Raw genomic sequence first — 21,603 nt, forward strand, 5'->3', positions numbered from 1 at the left:
CCACCAGACCGAAAGGACACACCATGACCGACCAGGACCGCGACGACGTCGCAGCCGCGACCGGCGTCCCCGCCACCCTCCTCCGCGGCGACACCCGCGCCGAACTCGAACACCACGCATCCCAGCTCAAGGACGCCGGCTACGGCGCCGACCTCACCGCCACCCAGATCGTCGACATCGCCACAGGCCGAGCGGACCGCGACCCCAACATCGAAGCCCACATCACGCAGGCCCTCGGCCGCTGACAGACAGGACACCCCATGGCCTACCTCGCGAATGAACAGAAGCACCTCGACCTCATCGAGTGGCTCGACACCCTCGAACAGCTCGGCATCCGAACCGCCGACACCTTCCCCGCCGTCAACGCAGCGAACGAACGCGCCGACCGCATCCTCAAGATCCGGGACGAAGCACGACAGGGAACCCGCCCCCTCCGCCAGGTGCTCGCCACCATCGACCTCGACGACACCGCGGCCGTCATCGCCGCCGTCGACCGCGCAGCACACGCCAAGAACGAAGAGCACACCCAGCGCGTCGCCGACATGTACAACCAGGCCGCCGACGACACCCAAGGCGACGCCATCCGCCTCTTCCGCCGCACCGACCTCCTGAAGGTCATCCGCCCCGTCTTCGACGAGACCACCGCCCGCATCCTCACCGCCGTCGAGACCATCCCCTACGGGGTGATGAGCATCGGTGACGCCGCCCGCCTGGGCCACGGGGACCTGTACACCCAGCTCGAGCGGGACGTGCAGCGGTGGAAGGACATCAGCGAGCTGCTGACCAGCCTCAGCGCCGCCGGCGTCGTCGACCTCGACGAGCACTACCCGCTCGAGGCAATGGTCGAAGACGTGCAGGCGTACTGGGACACCGTCGCATCTTCGGGTCGGCCGATGCGAGTGGGCCGAGCCATCGCGGCCGCACGGCCCAACCTGCACATCCCTACCGAACCGCACATCGAGCGCGTCATCAGTCCCGATCAAGAGCGATGGGCGTCAGAGGACGCGAACACCGCTGAGAAGACAGCGCGAGCAGCACTCGGTCTCACCGACTACTGAGTAGCTCGCCACCATGCGTCGCGTCAACGTCACCCCAGCATCCACCTCACCGGTGCACCTCCTGGCTGACACGGGAACGAAGGACACTCGCCACGGAGTGCCCTGCGCGACAACACCGGCGCCGCGGCCACCACACCGCGGCGCCGGCCCCAACCCGGGGAGCCCCCACCCCCACCCCCAGAAGCGCGGAGAGGCGCTGGTGTCAGCAGTCTGGACGAGTCTGGGGATTTTTACCCGTACACAGCAGAAGGGCATCCACATGCACATCTTGACCCCGCGGCAGCTCGCTCGCATGAACCGCAAATGCGCCGGATGCGGCGTTGCGCTGAGTCACGGCCCGCGCGAGCGCAACCCGCGGAAATGGTGCTCGGAGGCATGCCGCGTCCGTACTTACCGATCGAAAAAAACGAACTAGGAGAAGGAACATGACCACAACCGACCGGGGCCCGATTACTGACGAACCCGACCAGGTCGTCACCAACGCCCGCGCGAGGGAGGCGTTCGAACCCGCCTTCGCGCCGACCTCCATCACGTACGACAGCGCCGGCAGGATCTTGTCCGCCACGCGGGACGGCATCACGACCACCTACACGTACAACGCCAACGGGACAGTCGCGACCGACACCCGCCTCGGCATCACCCGCACCTACACCTACGACGACGCAGGCCACCTCGTCGAGATCGGAGAGAACTGATGGACCCCGTCACCCTTGGAATGGCGAAGGCGTACACCGACCGCAAGACCCTCGGGATGGTCCTCGCGGACACCGAGACGGGTGCATTCAGCGGGAAGCCCGCCGAATGGATCGACGCGCGCGTCGACGAAGTGGGAGGCGCTCAGTTCGCGTCCCAGATCACCATCGACTCGACGACCACAGCCGTGCAGATCAACGCCTGGCTCGCGACGGCGTCCGCGCTCGGCGTGAAGCGGTCGATCGGGCAGACCACGATCACCGATCCGATCACGCTCCCCTCGAACGTGAACTGGGACGCCACCGGCACCACGCTCGTGCTCGGTGCGACCACGGCGAAGTCGATGCTGGTGAACGACTGGACCGCCGGGAACAAGAACGTCAAGGTCATCGGGCTCACCCTCGACGGCAATCGGAAGACGGAGAACGACCCGCGCCCGCCGGCGAGCTGGCACGCGATCTACCTCAAGAAGATCGACGGGCTGACCCTCGACAACGTCACCGTCTTGTGGCCGCTCGCGTTCGGCGGGCTCATCACCGACTCCCGCGATATCTACCTCACGAACTATCGCACCCACTCCGAGCACATCAACCAGGACGGCATCCACTTCTTCGACTGCGAAGACGTCACCATCGACGGCATCCACGGTGTCGCCGGTGACGACCTGCTCGGCATCTCAGCCCAGTACGCCGACGTCCGCAACTTCACCGTCGCCAACGTCATCGGCACCTCCAAGCACGCATCCCTCGTCCGGGTGAACCAGACCGACCGATCCGTCGCCGCCGGCGAGTCCCGCACGATCGAGAACCTCACCTTCACCGGCCTCATCGGCTACGACTGCGCGAATAAGGGCATCTCGTTCAACGACTTGCACTCCTCATCCACACTGCGCGGGATCCGTGTCGTCGACTCGACCTTCGTTCGCGCCGCCCGCAGCGGCGTCGACATCGTCCGCGCGCAGGACTCCGAATTCGACGTCACCCTCATCGGATGCGGCACGGGCATCGGGGTCACGTCCGGGCTCACCCTGCACCCGTTCTACGCCGTCACCCTCATCCGCTCCCGAGTGCACGCCCGCGTCATCGGCGTCACCGACGGGTACAACGGCATCCACATCGCCGGCGGCAACTCCCTCACCATCAACCCCGAGGTGCAGTACCCCACCAGCGGGTTCACCAACGCGCAAAACTGCATCTTCGTCGGCAGCATCACCGACTCCCTCATCGCCGACGGATTCACCGACGGCGGCGGCCGTGCCGTCCAGCTCGGCAGCAGCACCCTTTCCACCGTCCGGACCCGCGTCCGCGGCCTCGTCATCCGTAACAACACCGGCTTCAGCATCGCCGAAGGCACCGGCTCCGACAGCAACCTCATCGAGGGCAACCTGATCCGCAACGGCGGCATCAGCAAGGCCGGCGCCAACACCAAGATCCGCCGCAACGACGGCGTCTACGTCACCGAGAACTACGGCGTCGCCACCATCGCCAGCGGCGGCACCAGCATCACCGTCAACCACGGCATGAACGCCACCCCGACGGTGATCAACCTCACCGGCCGACACGCGGAGACCGCCGACGCGATCGTCAATACGATCAGCACCTCGCAATTCCAGATCGTCGTCCCGGGCGCCGTGACGGCGGACCGTCAGATCATGTGGGAGGCACGTGTTTGATCAGTAGGGAATGTGCAGCGGCTGGCTTTCGCGAGCTTCCAGGACTGACACCGCCCGCTCGAGCAGGTGGATCTTCTCTGCGTAACTTTGTTCCAGCAGGGCGGCTGCCTCGATGTGGGAGATGATCCCGTCGCCGGTAGAATCCGCCGGTTCATGGTCGCGCAGAGCAGCCAAGGAGGACTGCAGCGTGGTGATCGCGCCTCTGAGCTCGTCGACGCTTGGGTTCAGGGCGTAGATCTCGCACAGCGCGTAGTCGACAGCGGCCGGGCTGTCAGCGTGCGTTTCCGCGAGGATGCCTCGAATCAGGGCAGTGTTCGACGGGCGAGATTTGTGGTCGTCCATAGGCCGAAATCTAGCGCCTGCGGCCGGAACTCCGCCTCACAAACTCCGTGTGTGAAAGTCGCAATGCCGAGGGATCGACTGGGGGTCGGGGGGAGGGGGTGGGGCCCTGGTCACCGCGAAGACTGACGCCCGCCTGTGTCCCCACCGTCAGAAAGGGGGGCGGTGAATGCCTGACGGTGGGGACCAGATGACGCTAGGGCAATGTCCTCCGAATGGTGGACATGGGCGCCCCACTTGAACTCGCCACGGATCTGTGCAGTGGGCCGAGGTTTGTCCCACGGGTGAGCGTTAGCCCGTCACCGAAGCGCGCTCCAAGCTTGCGCCGCGGCCACTCTCGCGCAGCTTCGCGAGGATCTCTTTCGTCATGCCCGGGACCATCTCGCACACCATCTCCGGCGACAGGAACCGATCCCCACTGATCCACGCGCGAACCACAGCATCAGGCTATCGCTCGCGCGTCTCGACGCGGCTCGCATCCACCCACGCGTGGATTTCGGACTCGCGGTACAGCACTGTGTTCCCGCTGGGCTTGTAGTACGGAGGCGATAGCCGCTGCCGCCGGCGGGCACTGAGGACGTCGATCGTCATGCCGGGAACGAGCTCGCACACCATCGCGGGCGACAGGTACCGGTCGCCGCTGATCCACGCGCGTGCCACGTCAGTACGCCCGGCCCCGCCGACGCGATCGCGGCGGCTGCGCCCAGACGTCGATCGCCGGAGCCGGCGGTTCGGGGATTAGCGGAAGCGTAGAGTCCCGCGGTTCGGTGAACCGTGCTCCGTGCCGAGCGAGCGCGTGCAGCTCGCCGAGCGTGAGGTCGAGCATCCTCAGCACGGTCTCCATCTCTTCATCCCTGAATGGGTAGACGCCTTGCATCCGCAAACGCACGGTGGCGGTTGTGAGACCGAGCTCATCGGCCAGCGCCTTCGGGTGTATGTCTCGTCGCGCGAGCTCGGCCCTGACGGCGGCCCCGAGCACGGCGGGGGTCGGTGGGTCGGGCACCTGGGGTGCCGGCAGGGTCTCTCCCTCGAGGTATCGGCGGAGAATATCGCTGACGATCAGCTCGAGTTCTCTTCGGTCGATCGACATCATCACGCGGGCAAGGCTACGGAGATCCAGATGAGCTCCCAACCCTCCATCCATACGTCCAGGTCTTCTCGGAAGATGACGATGTCCTTGCCGTTGCGGCGCGCGGGGAATGCGTTGTCACGGATCGCAGCACGCTCCTCCCAACGCGAAGAGCGTGAAGGAATTCATCCAACACGGCCAGTCGCGACCTTGTAGACGCTCACACCGCAGTAGTCAGCCGCCTCATCACGACTGAACCCGCGCTTCCTATTGTATGGCTCACCGACGTCTCCGCTCATGGCTCGCACCGTACCCGTCGGGCACCGTGCTCGAACGCAGGACCCAACGCCTTTCCCCAGACTGGGCAGCCCGCATCTGATCCATACGGGCATTGCGGGCAGCGATCGGGGTCATTCACAGTGAACACCATGACGGGCTTTCACGACGCGCGGCGCATCTCTGACATGACCCCCGATGAGCGGCTCACCGCGGCCGCCATCATCATGCGCGACGGCATCGAAAAATCACTCTACGAGAGAGCATTGCGTGAGGCCGCCGAGCGCGACGCCATTGAGAAGCACGACGCCGAGGTAGCCCTCAGGTCCGCGGAAAGTCCGCGAAACTCCCAACAGACGACCTGATCCGGCACCACTGGACAGCGCTGAAACCGCGTAATCACGCGTTCCCCAGCAGATCTCAACATATGCCCTCAGCCCCGGTTTCGTTCGAGCTGTACTTCGGGGTCTGATCGCCCGATCATCCACGTCGACGCCCGTCCCCGCCGTTTCGCGGGGGCGGGCGTCCTCGTTTCTCCGCCGGACCGTCCGCGCCATCGCGGAGACATCCGCGCGGGGTGATGGTCAGCCATATCGCTTTCCGGACAGCGGAGCCCGGCTGCGACTCCCGCTCCGAGCCGTCAGCGGTTGAGGGCGTTCACGAGGTGAGTCGCTCGGCCCGCTTCTGCTCCTGGAACACCCGGATCGCCTCGTAACGCTCGGCGGAGCGCGCCTGCCGCTTTGCCGCCTCCACCTCGCGCACCTTCGGCGGTGCGCTCGTGACGAGGTCGTCGAGCAGGTGACGCACGGATGCCGCGATCTCGGTGACGGCGCGATCGAAGACCGCCTGATTGGCCCGCGACGGCGTCGTGGTGCCCACGATCTTGCGGACGAACTGCAGCGCGGCGTCTTGGCATTCGGCATCCGTCGCCGGGGGCGTGAAGTTGTGCAGGGGGACGATGTTGCGGCACATGCCCGACAGGGTAGGCCGATCGGCCGACGTACGCGAGGGGTGCCGAGGAGGCACCGACGCGTCGGAGTGCGTGAAGCCGAGACCGACGGCGACCTCGTCAACCGTCAGCGCGATGTCGGAGGCTGTTGCCAGGATGGATTCATGCCGGAGTCCCCCTACGCTTCTCGCCCCTGGTCGACGTCGTACGCCGAGGGAGTGCCTCTCGAGATCGATGCACCCTCGCAGACTCTTCCGGAGATGCTGGCGGCCTCGGTGCAGACGTACCGGAAGAAGGTCGCCCTGGAATTCTTCGGTGCGGCGACGACCTACGCACAGCTCGGTGATGAGGTTTCCCGCGTTGCGGAGGGACTCCGCCACCTCGGTGTGGGCGCCGGGGACCGTGTCGCGCTCGTGCTGCCCAACTGCCCGCAGCATGTCGTCGCGTTCTACGCGGTGCTCCGACTGGGCGCCATTGTGATCGAGCACAACCCGCTCTACACCGCTCGCGAACTGCGCCACCAGTTCGAAGACCACGGCGCACGCTTCGCCATCGTGTGGGACAAGAGCGCCGACACCGTCGCGGCCTTCCCGTCGGATCTCGCGCTCGAGCACATCGTGAGCGTCGACATCACGAGGGCGCTGCCGCTCGGCAAGCGTCTCGCCCTCCGCCTGCCGATCTCGAAGGCGCGCCGCGCGCGCGAGCAGCTGACCGCCGCACCGCGGTCGAAGCGGCCCATCGCGTGGGAGAGGCTGGCGACGCGCGGCCGTTTGTCGCGGAAGCACCCCGGTCCCAAGCTCGAAGACATCGCTCTCCTGCAGTACACCAGCGGGACGACGGGAACCCCGAAGGGCGCCATCCTGACCCACGCGAACCTGCGGGCGAATGCGATGCAGGGGCGAGCGTGGGTCCCCGGCCTGCGCGACGGGGAGGAGACGTTCTACGGCGTGCTGCCGCTGTTCCACGCGTACGGACTCACGCTGTGCCTGACGTTCGCCATGAGCATCGGGGCGAAGCTCGTGCTCTTTCCCAAGTACGACCTCGACCTCGTCACCGTGGCGGCCAAGAAGAGCCCGCCGACGTTCCTGCCGGCGGTGCCCCCCATCTACGACCAGCTCGCACGCGCGGCGGCCCGAGGCACGATCGATCTGACGACGGTGCGCTTCGCGATCTCGGGGGCGATGAGCCTCCCCGTCGCGACCGTCGACCGGTGGGAGCAGGCCACGGGCGGCTTGCTCGTCGAGGGCTACGGGATGACGGAGTCCTCCCCCGTCGCCCTGGGCAACCCCATCGGACCCTCCCGGCGGCCCGGCACGGTCGGGGTGCCGTTCCCCAGCACTGACATCCGTGTCGTCGATCCCGAGAACCCCGCCGTCGACCGCCCGCTCGGCGAGGCGGGAGAACTCCTCCTGCGCGGCCCCCAGGTGTTCCAGGGGTACTGGCAGCGACCGGCCGACACCGCCGACACCCTCCTCCCCGGCGGCTGGCTGCGCACCGGTGACATCGCGACCGTCTCGTCCGACGGCTTCGTCACGATCGTCGACCGCCTGAAAGAGATCATCATCACCGGCGGCTTCAACGTCGCACCCAGCGAGGTCGAAGACGTCCTCACCTCGCATCCCGACATCGAGAGCGCCGCGGTCGTGGCGCTACCCAAACGCGGCGGCGAAGAAGTCGCCGCGGCCATCGTCGTCCGTGACGGCGTCGACATCTCGCCGGAGGCCGTGCGCGACTACTGCAAGACGCGGTTGGCCGGCTACAAGGTGCCCCGCCGCATCGTCGTGGTCGACGATCTCCCGCGCTCGCTCATCGGCAAGGTGTTGCGCCGCGAGGTGCGGGAGCGTCTGATGTCGTGACGGCGATACCCGCCCTTCGGGGCCGCCGCCATGCACCGCGCGGGTGCGGAGACGGGATGCCTCGGCGCCGAGCCGACGGCATCCCCACCGGCGCCCGAAGCGTCGGTCGCAGCGCCGCTCAGCCGTAGAACAGCTTCTCGAACACGCGCCGAGACCTGCGCGTCGCGCCGAGATAGTCGTCCTCGACACGCGTGGCCGAGCGCGGCGGGTACTCGAGGATGCGGCCGATCCCGTCGAGCCGCAGACGATCCGCCGGCAGCACGTCACTCGTCTGCCCCGACAGCAGGGTGTTGGCCGAGCGCAGGCGACTCGCGAGGTGCCACGCTGCGGCGAGCTTCTGCGCCGCGTCCGCGTCGACGATCCCCGCCTCCACGGCCGCGCTCAGGGCGGCCAGGGTGGACGTCGTCCGCATGGCGGGCACCGACCGCGCGTGCTGCAACTGCAGCAACTGCACGAGCCACTCGACGTCGCTGAGCGATCCGGGGCCGAGCTTGAGGTGCCGCGCCGGGTCGGCGCCCTGCGGGAGCCGCTCGCTCTCGACGCGGGCCTTGATGCGGCGGATCTCACGGAGTCCGTTCTGATCGGCCGCCTCGGGGTAGCGCACCTCGTCGGCGAGCTCCATGAACGCGCGGATGAGCTTGACGCTGCCCGCGACGCCGCGGGCGCGCAGCAACGCCTGCGCCTCCCACGAGAGAGACCACCGCCGGTAGTACTCTCCGTACGCCTCGATCGACCGGGCGAGAGGGCCGCTTCGACCCTCCGGCCGCAGTTCGGCGTCGAGTTCCAGGGGCAGGCGGTGATCTTCTGAGTGCTCGCGGATCCCGGCCACCAGCTTGAGCGCCAGCTGGCTCGCACGCTGAGGATCGACGCCGTTCGCACGGTAGACGTACATGACGTCGGCATCCGATCCGAAGCCCATCTCCCGTCCGCCGAAGCGGCCCATCGCGATCACCGCGAAGTCGAGTTCGTCGTCTTCGGGAGGCACCACGACCCGTCGAACCGCACGCAGCGTCGCCTGGATCGTCACTTCGGTGATGGTCGACAAGGCTTCGGCGAGCTCTTCGAGCGACACGGTGCCGAGCACCGCGGCCATCGCGACGCGCAGCATCTCGCGGCGGCGCAGCGCCCGCACCGAGCGCATCGCATCCTCGATGTTCTGCCAGCGCGTCTGGATCGCCCGCGCCTCCTCCTCGAGGGCCTTGCCGGAGCGGGGCCGCAGCAGCGCGTCATCGTCGAGCCACGCGACGGACTCGGGGATCCACTCCATCAGCTCGCCGATGTACCGCGAGCCCGACAGCACGCGGGTCAGGCTCTCGGCCGCGCCCGCGGAGTCGCGCAGCATGCGCAGGAACCACGGGGTGTTGCCGAGCCGCTCGCTGATGCGCCGGAAGACGAGGAGGCCGTAGTCGGGGTCGACGCCGTCGGCGAACCACCGGATCATCACCGGCATGAGGTGGCGCTGGATCGTCGCCTTGCGGCTCAACCCGCTGGTCAGCGCCGCGATGTGGCGCAGCGCACCCGCGGGATCGCGGAAGCCGATGGCGGCGAGCCGGTCGCGCGCCTGCTCGGTCGACAGCGTCCGCTCCCCCTCGGGCAGGGCGGCGACGGCCGACAGCAGCGGACGGTAGAACAGGCGCACGTGGATGTCGCGCACCTCGCGCTTGATGCTCTCCCAGGCCTCCTGGACACCGGATGCCGAATCCGCCAGGCGTGTCGCCCGTGCGAGGACCCGCAGGTCGCTTTCTTTCTCCGGGAGGAGCGCCGTACGTCGCAGTCCGCGCAGTTGCAGCCGGTGCTCGAGCAAGCGGAGCAGTCGGTAGTTGCGCGCGAACGACTCTGCCTCGGTGCGTCCGATGTACCCCTCCGCCACGAGGGCGTCCAGGGCCTCCAGGCTGCCGCGCTGGCGGATGCGTTCGTCGGTCAGACCGTGCACGAGCTGGAGCAGCTGCACGGTGAACTCGACGTCGCGGATGCCACCGGGCCCCAGCTTCAGCTGACGATTCACCTCGCCCGCGGGGATGTGCTCGGTGACACGTTCGCGCATGCGCTGGACACCCTCGACGAAGTTCTCCCGCGCGGAGCTGTGCCAGACGAGAGGCTGCACCGCGGCGACGTACTCGGCACCGAGCTGCGGATCGCCCGCGATCGCCCGCGCCTTGAGCAGCGCCTGGAACTCCCAGCTCTTCGCCCAACGGTCGTAGTACTGCCGGTGCGAGGCGAGCGTGCGTACGAGCGCGCCCTGTTTGCCCTCGGGGCGCAGATTGGGATCGACCTCCCACAGGGGCGGTTCGATCTCGGGACCGGAGATGCCGCGCATGGTCTGCACGGCCAGGCGCGTGCCGATGTCGATGGCTCGCGCCTCCGAGACGACGTCCTCGTCGGCTGTGCCGCCGACGAAGATGACGTCGACGTCGCTCACGTAGTTGAGTTCACGGGCGCCCGTCTTGCCCATGGCGATGATGGCGAAGCGCGTCGCCTCGACCTGGGCCCGGGGGAAAGAGCCGGGTCCGGCCGCGGAGACCCGTGCTCGGGCGACGCTCAGCGATGCCTCGAGGGCGGCACCGGCGATGTCGGCGAGCGCCGCGGAGACGACGTCGATGACGGCGGCGGGGTCGTCCTGACCGAGGTCGAACGCCGCGATGCGGGCCAGCAGGCGGCGGTAGCGGACGCGGAGAGCCACCCACGCGGCATCCGAGGCGTCCGAGGCGAAGCCGTCGACGTCACCGACGGATGCCAGCAGCTCAGCGCGCATGGTCTGCTCGTCGGGCAGCGTGAGTCCCGCACCCGACAGATGGACCAACTCGCCGGGGTGCCGCAGGTAGAACTCGGCGAAACCGTCGGATGCCCCCACCAGATCCCAGAGCGCACGCCATGCTCCCGCATCGGCTGACGCCGCGCGGACGGCGGCGGCATCGCGCCGGGCCACCTGCAGCACCGCGCGCAGCGCACCGTCGGGGTCGGCGACGCGCTGCGCCACCCGCATGGCATCCGCTCGGTCGACGCCCACGGTCTCCTCGAGCTCGCCGAGCAGGGTGTCTGCTTCGGTGAGCCGCGAGAATCCGGTGCGGGCGAGAGCGGTGAGCGCCGTCGATCGATCGCTCGAGGTCATGAGCTCTCCGTCAGAGGGCTTCGAGGTTGCTCTCGAGCTCGAACGGGGTGACCTGGGCGCGGTACTGCCGCCACTCGCGACGCTTGTTGAGCAGCACGTACTTGAAGACCTGCTCCCCCAGCGTCTCGGCGACCAGCTCCGATTCCTCGAGGTATTCGAGCGCATGGTCGAGGCTGCCCGGCAGGGGCGCGTACCCCAGCGCACGACGCTCGGCGTCGGTCAGCGACCACACGTTGTCTTCGGCCTCGGCGGGCAGCTCGTACTCCTCTTCGATGCCCTTGAGGCCCGCGGCGAGCATGAGCGCGTACGACAGGTAGGGGTTGGCGGCCGAGTCGAGCGCGCGGTACTCCACGCGCGTCGACTGCCCCTTGTTGGGCTTGTAGAGCGGCACGCGCACGAGGGCGGAGCGGTTGTTGTGGCCCCAGCAGATGAAGCTGGGGGCCTCGTCGCCGCCCCACAGGCGCTTGTACGAGTTGACGAACTGGTTGGTGACGGCGGAGATCTCGTTCGCGTGGCGCAGGAGCCCGGCGATGAAGTGTCGGCCGACCTTCGACAACTGGTACTGACCGCCCTCTTCGTAGAAGGCGTTCATGTCGCCCTCGAAGAGCGAGAGGTGCGTGTGCATGCCGCTGCCGGGCTGACCACTGATGGGCTTCGGCATGAACGTGGCGTACACGCCCTGCTCGATCGCGACCTCCTTGACGACCGTGCGGAACGTCATGATGTTGTCGGCGGTCGTGAGGGCGTCGGCGTACCGCAGGTCGATCTCGTTCTGACCGGGTCCGCCTTCGTGGTGGCTGAACTCGACCGAGATGCCGAGGTCTTCGAGCATGCGCACCGACCGGCGGCGGAAGTCGTGCGCCGTGCCGCCGGGGACGTTGTCGAAGTAGCCCGCGGAATCGACCGGCTGCGGGCGTCCGTCGGGTCCGAGCTGCGAGGATTTCAGCAGGTAGAACTCGATCTCGGGGTGCGTGTAGAACGTGAATCCCGCGTCGGCGGCCTTGGCCAGCGTGCGCTTGAGCACGTGACGGGGATCGGCGACGGCCGGCTGTCCGTCGGGCGTGGTGATGTCGCAGAACATGCGCGCCGTCGGATCGATCTCGCCGCGCCACGGCAGGATCTGGAACGTCGTGGGGTCGGGGTGGGCGAGGAGGTCGGACTCGTACGACCGCGTCAGCCCCTCGATCGCCGAGCCGTCGAACCCGAGACCCTCGGTGAAGGCACCCTCGACCTCGGCCGGGGCGATCGCCACCGACTTGAGCGTGCCCACCACGTCGGTGAACCACAGGCGCACGAACTTGACGCCGCGCTCCTCGATCGTGCGCAGGACGAAATCACGCTGCTTGTCCATCGTCATCCCTCGTATCGGTGCGGTCAGCGAGCGGAGCCCGAGCCCCAGTCGTCGTTCGCTTCATCTTCGGCCCATTTCTTCGCGCGCTCCTTGAAGAGCTGCGGCGCGTTGGCCGCCTCTTCGGCGGTGTCGAAGGGGCCGGCGCGATCGACCGCGGGCGACTCGTACCCCTGCTCGACCTGGCCGGTCGCGAGGTTGTACCAGTACTTCTTGCTGTCGTCGCTCACGATGCTCCTCACGTGGGTCTCGCGTGTCGGCGTGAACCGCCGGTGCTCTCCCGATCCTACTGATGACGACCGTACGCCTGGATAGGCTGGGGGGTATGGCAACGAATGCGTCGCGTGCGGTCGGAGTGGACATCGGTGGAACCGGCATCAAGGCCGGAATCGTCGACCTGGATGCCGGCGAGCTCGTCAGCGACCGGGTGAAGGTCGCCACCCCCGCCGGCGCCGAGCCCGCCGACGTCCTCGCCGCCGTCCGCAAGGTGCTCGAGACGCTCGAGGCCCCCGCCGACCTGCCGCTGGGTGTCGCCTTCCCCGCCATCGTGAAGAGCGGCAAGACCCTGTCTGCGGCGAACGTGTCGAAGACGTGGATCGGGTTCGAGGCCGAGAAGTTCTTCGAAGACGGTCTGTCGCGCGGCATCCATTTCGCCAACGACGCCGATGTCGCCGGCATCGCCGAGGTGCGTTACGGCGCGGCTAAGGGCGTCGAGGGGCTCGTCATCCTGACGACCCTCGGCACCGGCATCGGGTCGGCCATGATCTACGACGGCGTGCTGGTTCCCAACAGCGAGCTCGGGCACCTGCAGCGCGCCGGCCACAAGAAGGATGCCGAGCACTTCGCCGCCTACTCCGCGATGGAGCGCGAGGAGCTGTCGTGGGACAAGTGGGCCAAGCGCCTGCAGTGGTACTACGACTACGTCGAGTTCCTCTTCAGCCCCGACCTGATCGTCGTCGGCGGCGGCGTGTCGAAGCACTCCGAGCACTTCTTGCCGTTGCTCAAGCTGCGTGCGCCCATCGTCCCGGCGAAGCACCGCAACAACGCGGGCATCATCGGCGCGGCGTCGCTCGCCGTTCCCGTGCCCGAGGCGCTTCCTGCGGTCAAGTGAGCGTGCGCGCGGCGTCATGACCGCGCTCACGACGCCACCGACGCCGTCCGGGTCGCGCCCGCTTCTCAAAGTGGAGGCGGAGCGCCCGTCGGGGCGAAGGCGGCGGTCGGAACAGGGTGACCGCCGCGGGCGCGGTGAGGTGTCAGGCTGACGGCTCGACGCGGCGCACGCTGACGGCGTTGCGCCACACCACCGGCGCCCAATGGCCGCCCTCGCATGCCACCTCGAGCATGACCACGCGGTCGTTGCCGCCCGTCGCCCACGCGGGCTCCCGCGTGGCGGCACGGTTCGGCCAGGTCACCCACGCCCACACCGCACGCTTCTGCGCGTACCACTCGATCGGAGCGGCGCCCCACGTCTCGGGCTGCAACGTGCACGGAGCGATGGATGCCAGCACCCGCGCGACCATCTCGTCGCTGACTCTCGTCGATCCCATGCACCGGACCCCTTCCCCGGCCGAGGTCGATGGTAGAACATATGTACGACATCGGCGGGGGGCTGGACGCGACGCGCAGACCGTCCGCCGACACGCGAAGACCCTCCCGAGGCAGGGGGCCAACGGGAGGGTCGCCTCTTGTTCGGTCCCGGCCCGGAAACGGATTGGATGCGCGCCACGGGGCGGCGCGACCGGCTGCGGTCAGGGGCGAATGGGCCGGCCTGTACGCCGGGTTCTGTCCGGGGGCGTCCCTTCGACAAGCTCAGGGGCCCCGTGGACGGTCATCTCTCTCGGCGACACGTTGCCGCGCCGCTCCAGCGGTCTACCCGGGGACTCGGCGAGCCGCGTCGTCATCCCCTGTCTGACCTTGCTCCGGACGAGGTTTACCTCGCGGGTCGTGTCACCACGACCCCGGTGGTCTCTTACACCACCCTTTCACCCTTACTCCGGCCCTCACGGGCCGGGGCGGTCTGCTCTCTGTGGCACTGTCTCGCGGATTGCTCCGGGTGGGCGTTACCCACCGTCCTGCCCTGTGGAGCCCGGACGTTCCTCGGCACGGGCGAACCCGTGACGCGACCGTCCAGCCGACCCATTCGCATCCGCCAGTCTACTCGGGCGGCGCCGATGGCATCCGTCAGCTCCTCCTGCGTCCTCACCCTTTCTCGGCGGTGTCCCCGATGCGCAGGTCGAGGGGGAAGTCGATCGGAAACGTGCCGAACAACAGCCGACCCGCGGATGCCGCGGACTCCCGCACCGCCTCGGCGACCGCTTCCGCGTAGGCGACCGGCGTGTGCACGACGATCTCGTCGTGCAGGAAGAACGCCAGGTGCGGCCTGCGTTCGAACACCGGCCCCGACGCGGGCGCCGCGCGGGTGGCATCCACCTCAGGGAGGGCGGCCAAGCGGGTCCGCAGGTCGGCGAGCCACGCGAGGGCCCACTCGGCCGCCGTGCCCTGCACGACGAAGTTGCGGGTGAACCGGCCGCGGTCACGGGCCGATCGCCTCGCGCGGGTCTCGTCGGCCCCGGATGCCGCGGCGTCGCTCGCCCGCGACTGCAGGTGCCGCCATGCCTCGCCGGCGGACGGGGACGTGCGGCCGAGCCAGGTGTGGACCACTCCCCCGTCTTCACCGGTGCGGGCCGCGTCATCGACGAGCTGCATGGCGCGGGGAAACGTGCGGCGAAGGCGAGGAAGCAGGCGGCCGCTCTCGCCGGTGGTGGCGCCGTACATCGCGCCGAGCATCGCGAGCTTGGCCTCGGCGCGACTTCCGACCGCACCGCGCTCGACGATGCCGGCGTAGAGGTCTCGACCGGATGCCGCCTCGGCGAGCGCGGTGTCGCGAGCCATCGCCGCGAGCACGCGCGGTTCGAGCTGGGCGACGTCGGCGGTGACGAGCGTCCAGCCCGGGTCGGCGCGCACGGCCGTCCGCAGCGACCGCGGAATCTGAAGCGCTCCCCCGCCTGACGATGCCCATCGGCCGGTCACGACGCCGGCGGGGACGTAGACGGGGCGGAAGCGGTCGTCACGCACCCATTCGTCGAGCCAGGCCCAGCCGTTCGCGGTGTAGAGCCGCATGAGCTTCTTGTAGGCGATGAGCGGGGCGACGGCGGGGTGGTCGTGCTCGGCGAGCTCCCATCGGCCGGTGGATTCGACCATGAGCCCCGCCCGATGAAGCGCGCGCAGAAGACGAGGCTGCGAGTCGAGCGAGGCCGTCGGGTCGCCGAGAGCGGAACGGACGGCCGTGGCGGTCTGCTCGATCCGGGTGGGCAGTCCACCGGCGCGCCGTGGACCCAGCTCGCGTTCCAGCAGAGTCTCGTGGGTGCGACGACTCCACGGCACGCCCGCGGCGTGGAGCTCGACCGCGATGAGCGCCCCCGCGGATTCCGCCGCGCACAGCAGTCGCAGTGCGCCCGGGGTCGTGGACGCCGCGATCGCCGCTGTCTGCCGGCGATACTCCTCGATCGCCGCGTCGAGGGTGTCGGGCACGCCGGGTGCCGCGTCGCCCAGGTCGAAGAGGGTGTCGCCGACTGACGGCACCGAGGGATCGGCATCCCAGTGGGTGGCGGCACGGAGGCCGTGATCGTCCGTGACCGCGTGCGCGGAACGCAAGATGCCGTGGACGAGGCGCAGGTCCCACGCGCGGGCGACGCGGATACCCGCGGCGAGCAGCGACGGGTAAGTCGCGGCGGTGTCGGCCCAGACCCACCGGGTCTCCCCCGCGTTCTCGTGTTCCGCGACGGCCGCGGCGAGGGCGTCGGGACCGATCTCGAGGGTGTCAACGGTCGCGGAATTTGGTGCCAGGCGGGCGAGGCCGAACCGCCCACCGCGCGTGCGCCCGACGGCGACCGTGTCAGTGGCCACGGCCGCCGGGGCGGATCATCGGGATTCTTCGGTGCGCACGAGGATCGCGCCGCACTCGGGGCAGAACACCACCTCGTCGGTCTGCGCCCGGCGCACCGAGGCGAGGTCGCTGGGCGGCAGCACCATGCGGCACGCTTCGCACGCACCAGCACGGAGGAGTCCGGCGCCGTTCCCCCGCGAGGCGAGGCGCTCGTACAGCGCGAGCAGGTCGGTCGGGACCGATGCGGCGACGGCGTCGCGGTCGCGGCGCGCCGCCTCCAGGCGAGCGGTGGCGTCGGCGACCGTGGTCTTGGCCTCGGCGCTGAGCTGCGCGCCCTGAGCATTGGTCTCGGCGATCAATGCCTCCTGCTCGGCGACGGCGGCATCCGCTGCCTCCAGGCGCTCCATGAGGGCGATCTCGGTGTCTTCGAGGTCGCTCTTGCGGCGCTGCAGCGAGGCGAGCTCGCTCTCGAACCCCTGCGCCTGCTTGGCGTTCGAGGAGGCCGCGAGCCGTTCGGTGTCGCGCGTGATGCGCGCGTCGACGACGGCGACGTCGGACTCGAGGCGCTTCAGCTCGGCCGTGATGTCGTCGCGCGCGTTCGCGCGGGTGCCGAGTTCTTGCGACAGGGTGCCCCGCTGGGCGAGAAGTTCGCGCACGCGCTCCGCCTGCGGAGGGTTCGCGGCGACCTTCTGGTCGCGCTGGATCCGCGCGTCGAGGTCGGCGAGGTCGAGCAGTTTGCGCTGGTCGGCGGGGTCGGCGTTCACAGGTTCCACGCTACCCCGGGGGTGGGACATCGGCGGTGCTGGGTCGCCTGGATGCCCGGACCCCCGAGGAAGGAACGTCGGCCGTGCCTGATCCATTCGCGTCCGTCCACAGCCGATGACCGGCGGCATCCTCGGAAGCGTCGTCTTCCTCCTTCTCGGCACGCTCGCCTACTCCGGTCGCTGGAAAGGCTGGATCAGCGTCCGTCACGGGTACGGCTCGACGATGGGTTTCGCCTGGCTGTGGCTCGGTCTCGCATTCGCCGCCGCCACCGTCGGTGTGCTCGCCCAGCCGTACTCGCGTCTCGCCTTCCTCATCCTGTGCGGGGTCGCGGCGGCCCTGCTCGTCGTCAGTGTCGTCGCGATGTTCTGGCTCCCGCGTTTCCTGCTCCCCGCGTGGTTCCGGGTGCTGCGCGGAGACCGGCCGGCGGCCGGGCGTTCGCGTGATGCCCGGTAGACTCGACGCATCCAGGGCCTTTAGCTCAGCTGGTAGAGCGCCACGTTTACACCGTGGATGTCGTCGGTTCGATCCCGGCAGGGCCCACCCCTCATTCGTGGTCGTCTCAGCCGAAGGCCCCACGTCGGCTGCCCACTGTCACCCATCTGGTGGGCGGTCCGCTGCAACCGCGACAGCCTCATCGTCGGTCTCGCCCACGGCGACGGCATCGAGGTCTGACGTCGACTGCCGGTCGAAGTACCGCAGTGCAAGAGCCGCACCGCCCACGAGACGCACTCGAGTGCTTTTCCCGTCTGCCCGGAGCTCGTCGACCAAGTCGCGAAGCGCCGCGACGATATCGGCGCGTTCGAGGGCCACCACGTCAGACGCTCGCGAGTGTGTCCGACCAGATCAGAACACCGCGGTCGAAGAACTCCGCGGGCACGTCATCCTGTGCCGGGAGAGGATCAGCAGCATCCAGGGCGAGCGTGCGGGGTGGGCTCAACCGCCGTGAGTCAGCGTCCACCCAGTGCGGTCGGGGCAGCCGCTCCTCGTTCAGTCGGAGGGCGACCAGCGCCGCGAGTGCCGCATCCCACGCGGGATCGCCGGTGGGTTCGGGCTCGGCGAGACAGAGCACCCCACGTACCAGTCCCTGCTCCGCCGCGAGGTCGTCGCTCAATTGAATGAAGGTCCGGAGGGCACGCTGTCGATCGCCGTTGCGAAGATGAGCTCGAAGAGCGGCCCCTGCGGAGGCGACGTCGTCGCGGCGCGTCGGCGCGGAGTAGAGCCGGTGGCCGGATGCGGCGAGAAGGCGCTCGATCGTGCTGTACTCCAATTCTCTGGCGGCTTCCGCCTTCGACACCCGGCCCTGGTCGATGCGAAGCCGCCCGGCCACCTCGCGCTGAGTCAGGTTCCGACTTCTCCGGGCCGCACGAAGGAGTGAACCGATCCTGCTCATCACACCTCCCGGATATGTATCAGGACACATAATACGCGGTGAAGACGGGGCGTGCGGTGACAGCCTTCGCGAGGACCCACCCTGAAGTCAGGATGTTCACGCTTCGCGCGATCACCAGCGCCGCGTCGCGGTCGGAGTCTCGGAGAACCGGAAGGCCGGGGTCGCGGCGGCATCCGTGCTCACACGCTCTGACGAGACCCGCGACGGCGGCGTCCCCCGCCGTTCGGCCGGTCCCGGCATCCCTCGTTCCCGGCATGCGGATGCCGCGAACCTCTCGACGTCGAACGGTCGCCGTGACCGTACGGCGAGGCGCGTCGTCACCGCGCATCCGATGTCGGCGCGACTCGCTAGGGTGGACTCTGGTTGATTGTGCGGAGCAGACAAGGGTTGCCGCACTCGTATGGCGATTCTCTGGCATGACCTGCCAGACGACGAAAGGTCTTCCGTGACTGTTCACGACCAGGATCCGTATTCGCAGGGGCCGCAGGACAGCGACCCGGAAGAGACCGGGGAGTGGCAGGAATCCCTGCGCCAACTGGTCCAGGCCAAGGGCCCCGCCCGTGCGCGCGAGATCATGCTGAGCCTGCTGAAGGGCTCGAAGGAACTGCACCTCAACGTGCCGATGGTTCCGACGACGGATTACATCAACACCATCTCGCAGAAGAACGAGCCCGAGTTCCCCGGTGATGAGGAGCTCGAGCGCCGCTACCGCAAGTGGATCCGCTGGAACGCCGCGGTCACCGTGCACCGCGCGCAGCGCCCCGGCATCGGTGTCGGCGGCCACATCTCGACCTACGCCTCGTCGGCGGCGCTGTACGAGGTCGGCTTCAACCACTTCTTCCGCGGCCTCGACGACCCCTCCGGCGGCGACCAGATCTTCATCCAGGGCCACGCCTCCCCCGGCGCCTATGCTCGCGCATTCCTCGAAGGCCGACTCACCGAGGCGCAGCTCGACGGCTTCCGCCAGGAGAAGTCCGCCGCGCCCAACGGCATCCCGTCGTACCCCCACCCCCGTCTCATGCCGGAGTTCTGGCAGTTCCCGACGGTGTCGATGGGTCTCGGTCCGATCAACGCCATCTACCAGGCGATGTCGAACAAGTACCTCGCCAACCGCGGCATCAAAGACGTCGGCGACTCGCAGGTCTGGGCCTACCTCGGCGACGGCGAGATGGACGAGGTCGAGAGCCGTGGTCAGCTGCAGGTCGCGGCCAACGAGGGTCTCGACAACCTGAACTTCATCATCAACTGCAACCTCCAGCGCCTCGACGGCCCGGTCCGCGGCAACGGCAAGATCATCCAGGAGCTCGAGAGCTTCTTCCGTGGCGCCGGCTGGAACGTCATCAAGGTCGTCTGGGGCCGCGAGTGGGACGACCTGCTCGCCCGCGACACCGAGGGTGCGCTGCTCAACCTGATGAACACCACGCCCGACGGCGACTACCAGACCTACAAGGCCGAGAACGGCGCTTACGTGCGCGAGAACTTCTTCGGCCGCGACCCCCGCGCCCTCGAGCTGGTCAAGGACTACACCGACGAGCAGGTCTGGGGTCTGAAGCGCGGTGGCCACGACTACCGCAAGGTCTACGCGGCGTTCAAGGCGGCGGCCGAGCACAAGGGCCAGCCGACCGTCATCCTCGCCAAGACCATCAAGGGCTACGGCCTCGGCCCCCACTTCGAGGGTCGCAACGCCACGCACCAGATGAAGAAGCTGACGCTCGACGACCTCAAGTCGTTCCGCGACGCGATGGAGATCCCGGTCACCGACGCGCAGCTCGAAGAGAACCCGTATCAGCCGCCGTACTACACCCCCGGTGAGAAGGACGAGACGATCCAGTACATGCTGGAGCGTCGTCGTTCGCTCGGTGGCTTCCTGCCCGAGCGCCGCACCACCCACGTCGGTCTCGATCTGCCCGGGGATGCCGCGTACGCGCTGCCCAAGAAGGGCTCGGGCACGCAGGAGATCGCCACGACCATGGCGTTCGTGCGTCTGCTGAAGGACCTGCTGCGGGTCAAGGACTTCGGTCACCGCATCGTGCCGATCATCCCCGACGAAGCCCGCACGTTCGGTATGGACGCGTACTTCCCGACGGCGAAGATCTACAACCCCAAGGGTCAGCACTACACCTCGGTCGACCGCGAACTGCTGCTCGCCTACAAGGAGAGCCCGCAGGGCCAGATCGTGCACGTCGGCATCAACGAGGCGGGCGCCCTCGCGGCATTCACCGCGGCCGGAACGGCGTACTCGACCCACGGCCAGCCGCTCATCCCGGTGTACGTCTTCTACTCGATGTTCGGCTTCCAGCGCACGGGCGACGCCCAGTGGGCGGCCGGTGACCAGATGGCGCGCGGCTTCATCATCGGCGCGACCGCCGGCCGCACGACGCTGACCGGTGAGGGTCTGCAGCACGCCGACGGCCACTCGCAGCTGCTGGCATCGACCAACCCGGCGACCGTGTCGTACGACCCGGCCTACGGCTACGAGATCTCGCACATCGTGCGCTCGGGCATCGAGCGCATGTACGGCGGCAACCACCCCGACCCCAACGTCATGTACTACATGACGGTCTACAACGAGCCGTACGTGCAGCCCGCCGAGCCCGAGGGGGTCGACGTCGACGGCATCGTCCGCGGCATCCACCACATCTCGTCGGGTGAGGGCGACGGCCCCCGCACGCAGCTGCTCGCCTCGGGCGTCGGTGTGCCGTGGGCGTTCGAGGCTCAGCGCCTGCTCAAGGACGACTGGGGCGTCGTCGCCGACGTGTGGTCGGTCACCTCGTGGAGCGAGCTGCGCCGCGACGGTCTGGCCGCCGACGAGCACAACTTCCTGCACCCCGATGAGGAGCGCCGCGTGCCCTACCTCACCGACAAGCTGAAGGAAGCCCAGGGACCGGTCATCGCCGTCAGCGACTGGATGCACGCCGTCCAGGACCAGATCCGCCAGTGGGTCCCGCAGAACTACTGGACGCTCGGCGCCGACGGCTTCGGCTTCTCCGACACCCGCGCCGCGGCCCGTCGCTTCTTCAAGATCGACGGTCCCTCGCTCGCCGTCCGCGCCCTCCAGGCGCTGGCGGAGGAGGGCAAGGTCGACCGCGCGGTCGTCGGGCAGGCCATCGAGAAGTACCGCCTGCACGACGTCAACGCCGGCACCAGCGGCAACGCGGGCGGCGAGGCCTGATCCACGTGACGGATTCCACCG

The 21,603-nt window shown here is 68.6% G+C and carries 21 protein-coding genes, 1 tRNA gene and 1 other RNA gene; 10 read left to right on the plus strand and 13 right to left on the minus strand.

From position 1 onward, the window contains the following. Positions 1-23: 23 nt before the first annotated feature. The 4 genes from QE392_RS11700 to QE392_RS11715 all read left to right on the plus strand — a co-directional run bounded on the left by QE392_RS11700 (position 24) and on the right by QE392_RS11715 (position 3,423). A complete protein-coding gene (locus QE392_RS11700) occupies positions 24-245 on the plus strand; it encodes a hypothetical protein (protein ID WP_307451873.1) in 222 nt (73 codons plus the stop codon). A gap of 15 nt (positions 246-260) precedes the next feature. Then, positions 261-1,058, plus strand: coding sequence for a hypothetical protein (locus QE392_RS11705; protein WP_307451875.1), 798 nt, complete (start codon positions 261-263; stop codon positions 1,056-1,058). Positions 1,059-1,483: 425 nt separating this feature from the next. Further along, entirely contained in the window at positions 1,484-1,753 is a 270-nt protein-coding gene (locus QE392_RS11710; RefSeq protein WP_307451877.1) for a hypothetical protein, read from the plus strand. Continuing rightward, a complete protein-coding gene (locus QE392_RS11715) occupies positions 1,753-3,423 on the plus strand; it encodes a hypothetical protein (protein WP_307451879.1) in 1,671 nt (556 codons plus the stop codon). The genes QE392_RS11710 and QE392_RS11715 overlap by 1 nt, the downstream gene beginning before the upstream one ends. Here the strand turns inward: QE392_RS11715 and QE392_RS11720 are convergent, their stop codons facing one another. From QE392_RS11720 to QE392_RS11730, 3 genes are all read right to left on the minus strand, one after another. Next, positions 3,424-3,765, minus strand: coding sequence for a hypothetical protein (locus QE392_RS11720; protein ID WP_307451881.1), 342 nt, complete (start codon positions 3,763-3,765; stop codon positions 3,424-3,426). Positions 3,766-4,209: 444 nt separating this feature from the next. Next, entirely contained in the window at positions 4,210-4,422 is a 213-nt protein-coding gene (locus QE392_RS11725) for a helix-turn-helix transcriptional regulator (protein WP_307451883.1), read from the minus strand. Between the two features lies 1 nt (position 4,423). Beyond that, positions 4,424-4,858: a hypothetical protein gene (locus QE392_RS11730; protein ID WP_307451885.1), complete on the minus strand. Its 435-nt coding sequence runs from the start codon at positions 4,856-4,858 to the stop codon at positions 4,424-4,426. A 401-nt stretch (positions 4,859-5,259) separates the two neighbouring features. Here QE392_RS11730 and QE392_RS11735 point away from each other — a divergent pair, with 401 nt between their 5' ends. Further along, positions 5,260-5,472 (plus strand): hypothetical protein, encoded by a 213-nt coding sequence (locus tag QE392_RS11735; RefSeq protein ID WP_307451887.1) that lies wholly within the window; start codon positions 5,260-5,262, stop codon positions 5,470-5,472. 292 nt (positions 5,473-5,764) lie between these two features. Here the strand turns inward: QE392_RS11735 and QE392_RS11740 are convergent, their stop codons facing one another. After that, entirely contained in the window at positions 5,765-6,079 is a 315-nt protein-coding gene (locus QE392_RS11740) for a DUF2277 domain-containing protein (RefSeq protein WP_307451889.1), read from the minus strand. Positions 6,080-6,220: 141 nt separating this feature from the next. Here QE392_RS11740 and QE392_RS11745 point away from each other — a divergent pair, with 141 nt between their 5' ends. Next, on the plus strand, positions 6,221-7,912 hold the full coding sequence (locus QE392_RS11745; RefSeq protein ID WP_307451891.1) for a long-chain-fatty-acid--CoA ligase: 1,692 nt from the start codon (positions 6,221-6,223) through the stop codon (positions 7,910-7,912). 118 nt (positions 7,913-8,030) lie between these two features. Here the strand turns inward: QE392_RS11745 and QE392_RS11750 are convergent, their stop codons facing one another. From QE392_RS11750 to QE392_RS11760, 3 genes are read right to left on the minus strand one after another with little or no spacing between them, the layout of a single operon-like run. Then, positions 8,031-11,021 (minus strand): bifunctional [glutamine synthetase] adenylyltransferase/[glutamine synthetase]-adenylyl-L-tyrosine phosphorylase, encoded by a 2,991-nt coding sequence (locus QE392_RS11750; RefSeq protein WP_307451893.1) that lies wholly within the window; start codon positions 11,019-11,021, stop codon positions 8,031-8,033. Positions 11,022-11,031: 10 nt separating this feature from the next. Continuing rightward, complete coding sequence (gene glnA / locus QE392_RS11755) at positions 11,032-12,372, minus strand: type I glutamate--ammonia ligase (protein WP_307451895.1); 1,341 nt, start codon at positions 12,370-12,372, stop codon at positions 11,032-11,034. Positions 12,373-12,395: 23 nt separating this feature from the next. Continuing rightward, positions 12,396-12,599 carry an SPOR domain-containing protein gene (locus tag QE392_RS11760; RefSeq protein WP_307451898.1) on the minus strand — a complete coding sequence of 68 codons (204 nt, stop codon included), beginning with the start codon at positions 12,597-12,599 and terminating at the stop codon, positions 12,396-12,398. Positions 12,600-12,694: 95 nt separating this feature from the next. Between QE392_RS11760 and ppgK the strand changes: the two genes are divergently transcribed. Next, positions 12,695-13,480 (plus strand): polyphosphate--glucose phosphotransferase, encoded by a 786-nt coding sequence (ppgK, locus tag QE392_RS11765; RefSeq protein ID WP_307451899.1) that lies wholly within the window; start codon positions 12,695-12,697, stop codon positions 13,478-13,480. Between the two features lie 142 nt (positions 13,481-13,622). Here the strand turns inward: ppgK and QE392_RS11770 are convergent, their stop codons facing one another. The 4 genes from QE392_RS11770 to QE392_RS11785 form a co-directional block, all read right to left on the minus strand. Continuing rightward, the gene (locus QE392_RS11770; protein ID WP_307451901.1) at positions 13,623-13,916 is read right to left on the minus strand and encodes a hypothetical protein; all 294 of its coding nucleotides are present in this window, start codon (positions 13,914-13,916) and stop codon (positions 13,623-13,625) included. Between the two features lie 208 nt (positions 13,917-14,124). Further along, an RNA gene (rnpB, locus tag QE392_RS11775) (RNase P RNA component class A) lies at positions 14,125-14,508 on the minus strand. 60 nt (positions 14,509-14,568) lie between these two features. Then, complete coding sequence (locus tag QE392_RS11780) at positions 14,569-16,275, minus strand: bifunctional 3'-5' exonuclease/DNA polymerase (RefSeq protein WP_307451903.1); 1,707 nt, start codon at positions 16,273-16,275, stop codon at positions 14,569-14,571. A gap of 15 nt (positions 16,276-16,290) precedes the next feature. Further along, positions 16,291-17,019 carry a zinc ribbon domain-containing protein gene (locus QE392_RS11785; RefSeq protein WP_307451905.1) on the minus strand — a complete coding sequence of 243 codons (729 nt, stop codon included), beginning with the start codon at positions 17,017-17,019 and terminating at the stop codon, positions 16,291-16,293. Positions 17,020-17,134: 115 nt separating this feature from the next. Between QE392_RS11785 and QE392_RS11790 the strand changes: the two genes are divergently transcribed. Together QE392_RS11790 and QE392_RS11795 are read left to right on the plus strand one after the other, a co-directional pair. After that, entirely contained in the window at positions 17,135-17,473 is a 339-nt protein-coding gene (locus tag QE392_RS11790) for a hypothetical protein (protein ID WP_307451907.1), read from the plus strand. Positions 17,474-17,487: 14 nt separating this feature from the next. Then, a tRNA-Val gene (locus QE392_RS11795) sits at positions 17,488-17,560 on the plus strand. 51 nt (positions 17,561-17,611) lie between these two features. Here the strand turns inward: QE392_RS11795 and QE392_RS11800 are convergent. Then, the gene (locus QE392_RS11800; RefSeq protein ID WP_307451909.1) at positions 17,612-17,833 is read right to left on the minus strand and encodes a hypothetical protein; all 222 of its coding nucleotides are present in this window, start codon (positions 17,831-17,833) and stop codon (positions 17,612-17,614) included. 1 nt (position 17,834) lies between these two features. Beyond that, entirely contained in the window at positions 17,835-18,440 is a 606-nt protein-coding gene (locus QE392_RS11805) for a helix-turn-helix domain-containing protein (protein WP_373426462.1), read from the minus strand. 415 nt (positions 18,441-18,855) lie between these two features. On the opposite strand from QE392_RS11805, the gene aceE reads away from it, so the two are divergent. Continuing rightward, entirely contained in the window at positions 18,856-21,582 is a 2,727-nt protein-coding gene (gene aceE / locus QE392_RS11810) for a pyruvate dehydrogenase (acetyl-transferring), homodimeric type (protein WP_307451913.1), read from the plus strand. Positions 21,583-21,603 lie beyond the last annotated feature (21 nt).

It is taken from the genome of Microbacterium proteolyticum (assembly GCF_030818075.1).
Classification (GTDB): Bacteria; Actinomycetota; Actinomycetes; order Actinomycetales; family Microbacteriaceae; genus Microbacterium; species Microbacterium proteolyticum_A.

Coding starts and splice junctions, on each gene's coding strand:
- QE392_RS11750 (WP_307451893.1), bottom strand. CDS start 11,021: ATGACCTCGAGCGATCGATCGACGGCGCTCACCGCTCTCGCCCGCACC.
- QE392_RS11790 (WP_307451907.1), top strand. CDS start 17,135: ATGACCGGCGGCATCCTCGGAAGCGTCGTCTTCCTCCTTCTCGGCACG.
- QE392_RS11745 (WP_307451891.1), top strand. CDS start 6,221: ATGCCGGAGTCCCCCTACGCTTCTCGCCCCTGGTCGACGTCGTACGCC.
- QE392_RS11710 (WP_307451877.1), top strand. CDS start 1,484: ATGACCACAACCGACCGGGGCCCGATTACTGACGAACCCGACCAGGTC.
- QE392_RS11735 (WP_307451887.1), top strand. CDS start 5,260: ATGACGGGCTTTCACGACGCGCGGCGCATCTCTGACATGACCCCCGAT.
- QE392_RS11705 (WP_307451875.1), top strand. CDS start 261: ATGGCCTACCTCGCGAATGAACAGAAGCACCTCGACCTCATCGAGTGG.
- QE392_RS11720 (WP_307451881.1), bottom strand. CDS start 3,765: ATGGACGACCACAAATCTCGCCCGTCGAACACTGCCCTGATTCGAGGC.
- QE392_RS11740 (WP_307451889.1), bottom strand. CDS start 6,079: ATGTGCCGCAACATCGTCCCCCTGCACAACTTCACGCCCCCGGCGACG.
- QE392_RS11805 (WP_373426462.1), bottom strand. CDS start 18,440: ATGTGTCCTGATACATATCCGGGAGGTGTGATGAGCAGGATCGGTTCA.
- QE392_RS11770 (WP_307451901.1), bottom strand. CDS start 13,916: ATGGGATCGACGAGAGTCAGCGACGAGATGGTCGCGCGGGTGCTGGCA.
- QE392_RS11700 (WP_307451873.1), top strand. CDS start 24: ATGACCGACCAGGACCGCGACGACGTCGCAGCCGCGACCGGCGTCCCC.
- ppgK (WP_307451899.1), top strand. CDS start 12,695: ATGGCAACGAATGCGTCGCGTGCGGTCGGAGTGGACATCGGTGGAACC.
- QE392_RS11715 (WP_307451879.1), top strand. CDS start 1,753: ATGGACCCCGTCACCCTTGGAATGGCGAAGGCGTACACCGACCGCAAG.
- glnA (WP_307451895.1), bottom strand. CDS start 12,372: ATGGACAAGCAGCGTGATTTCGTCCTGCGCACGATCGAGGAGCGCGGC.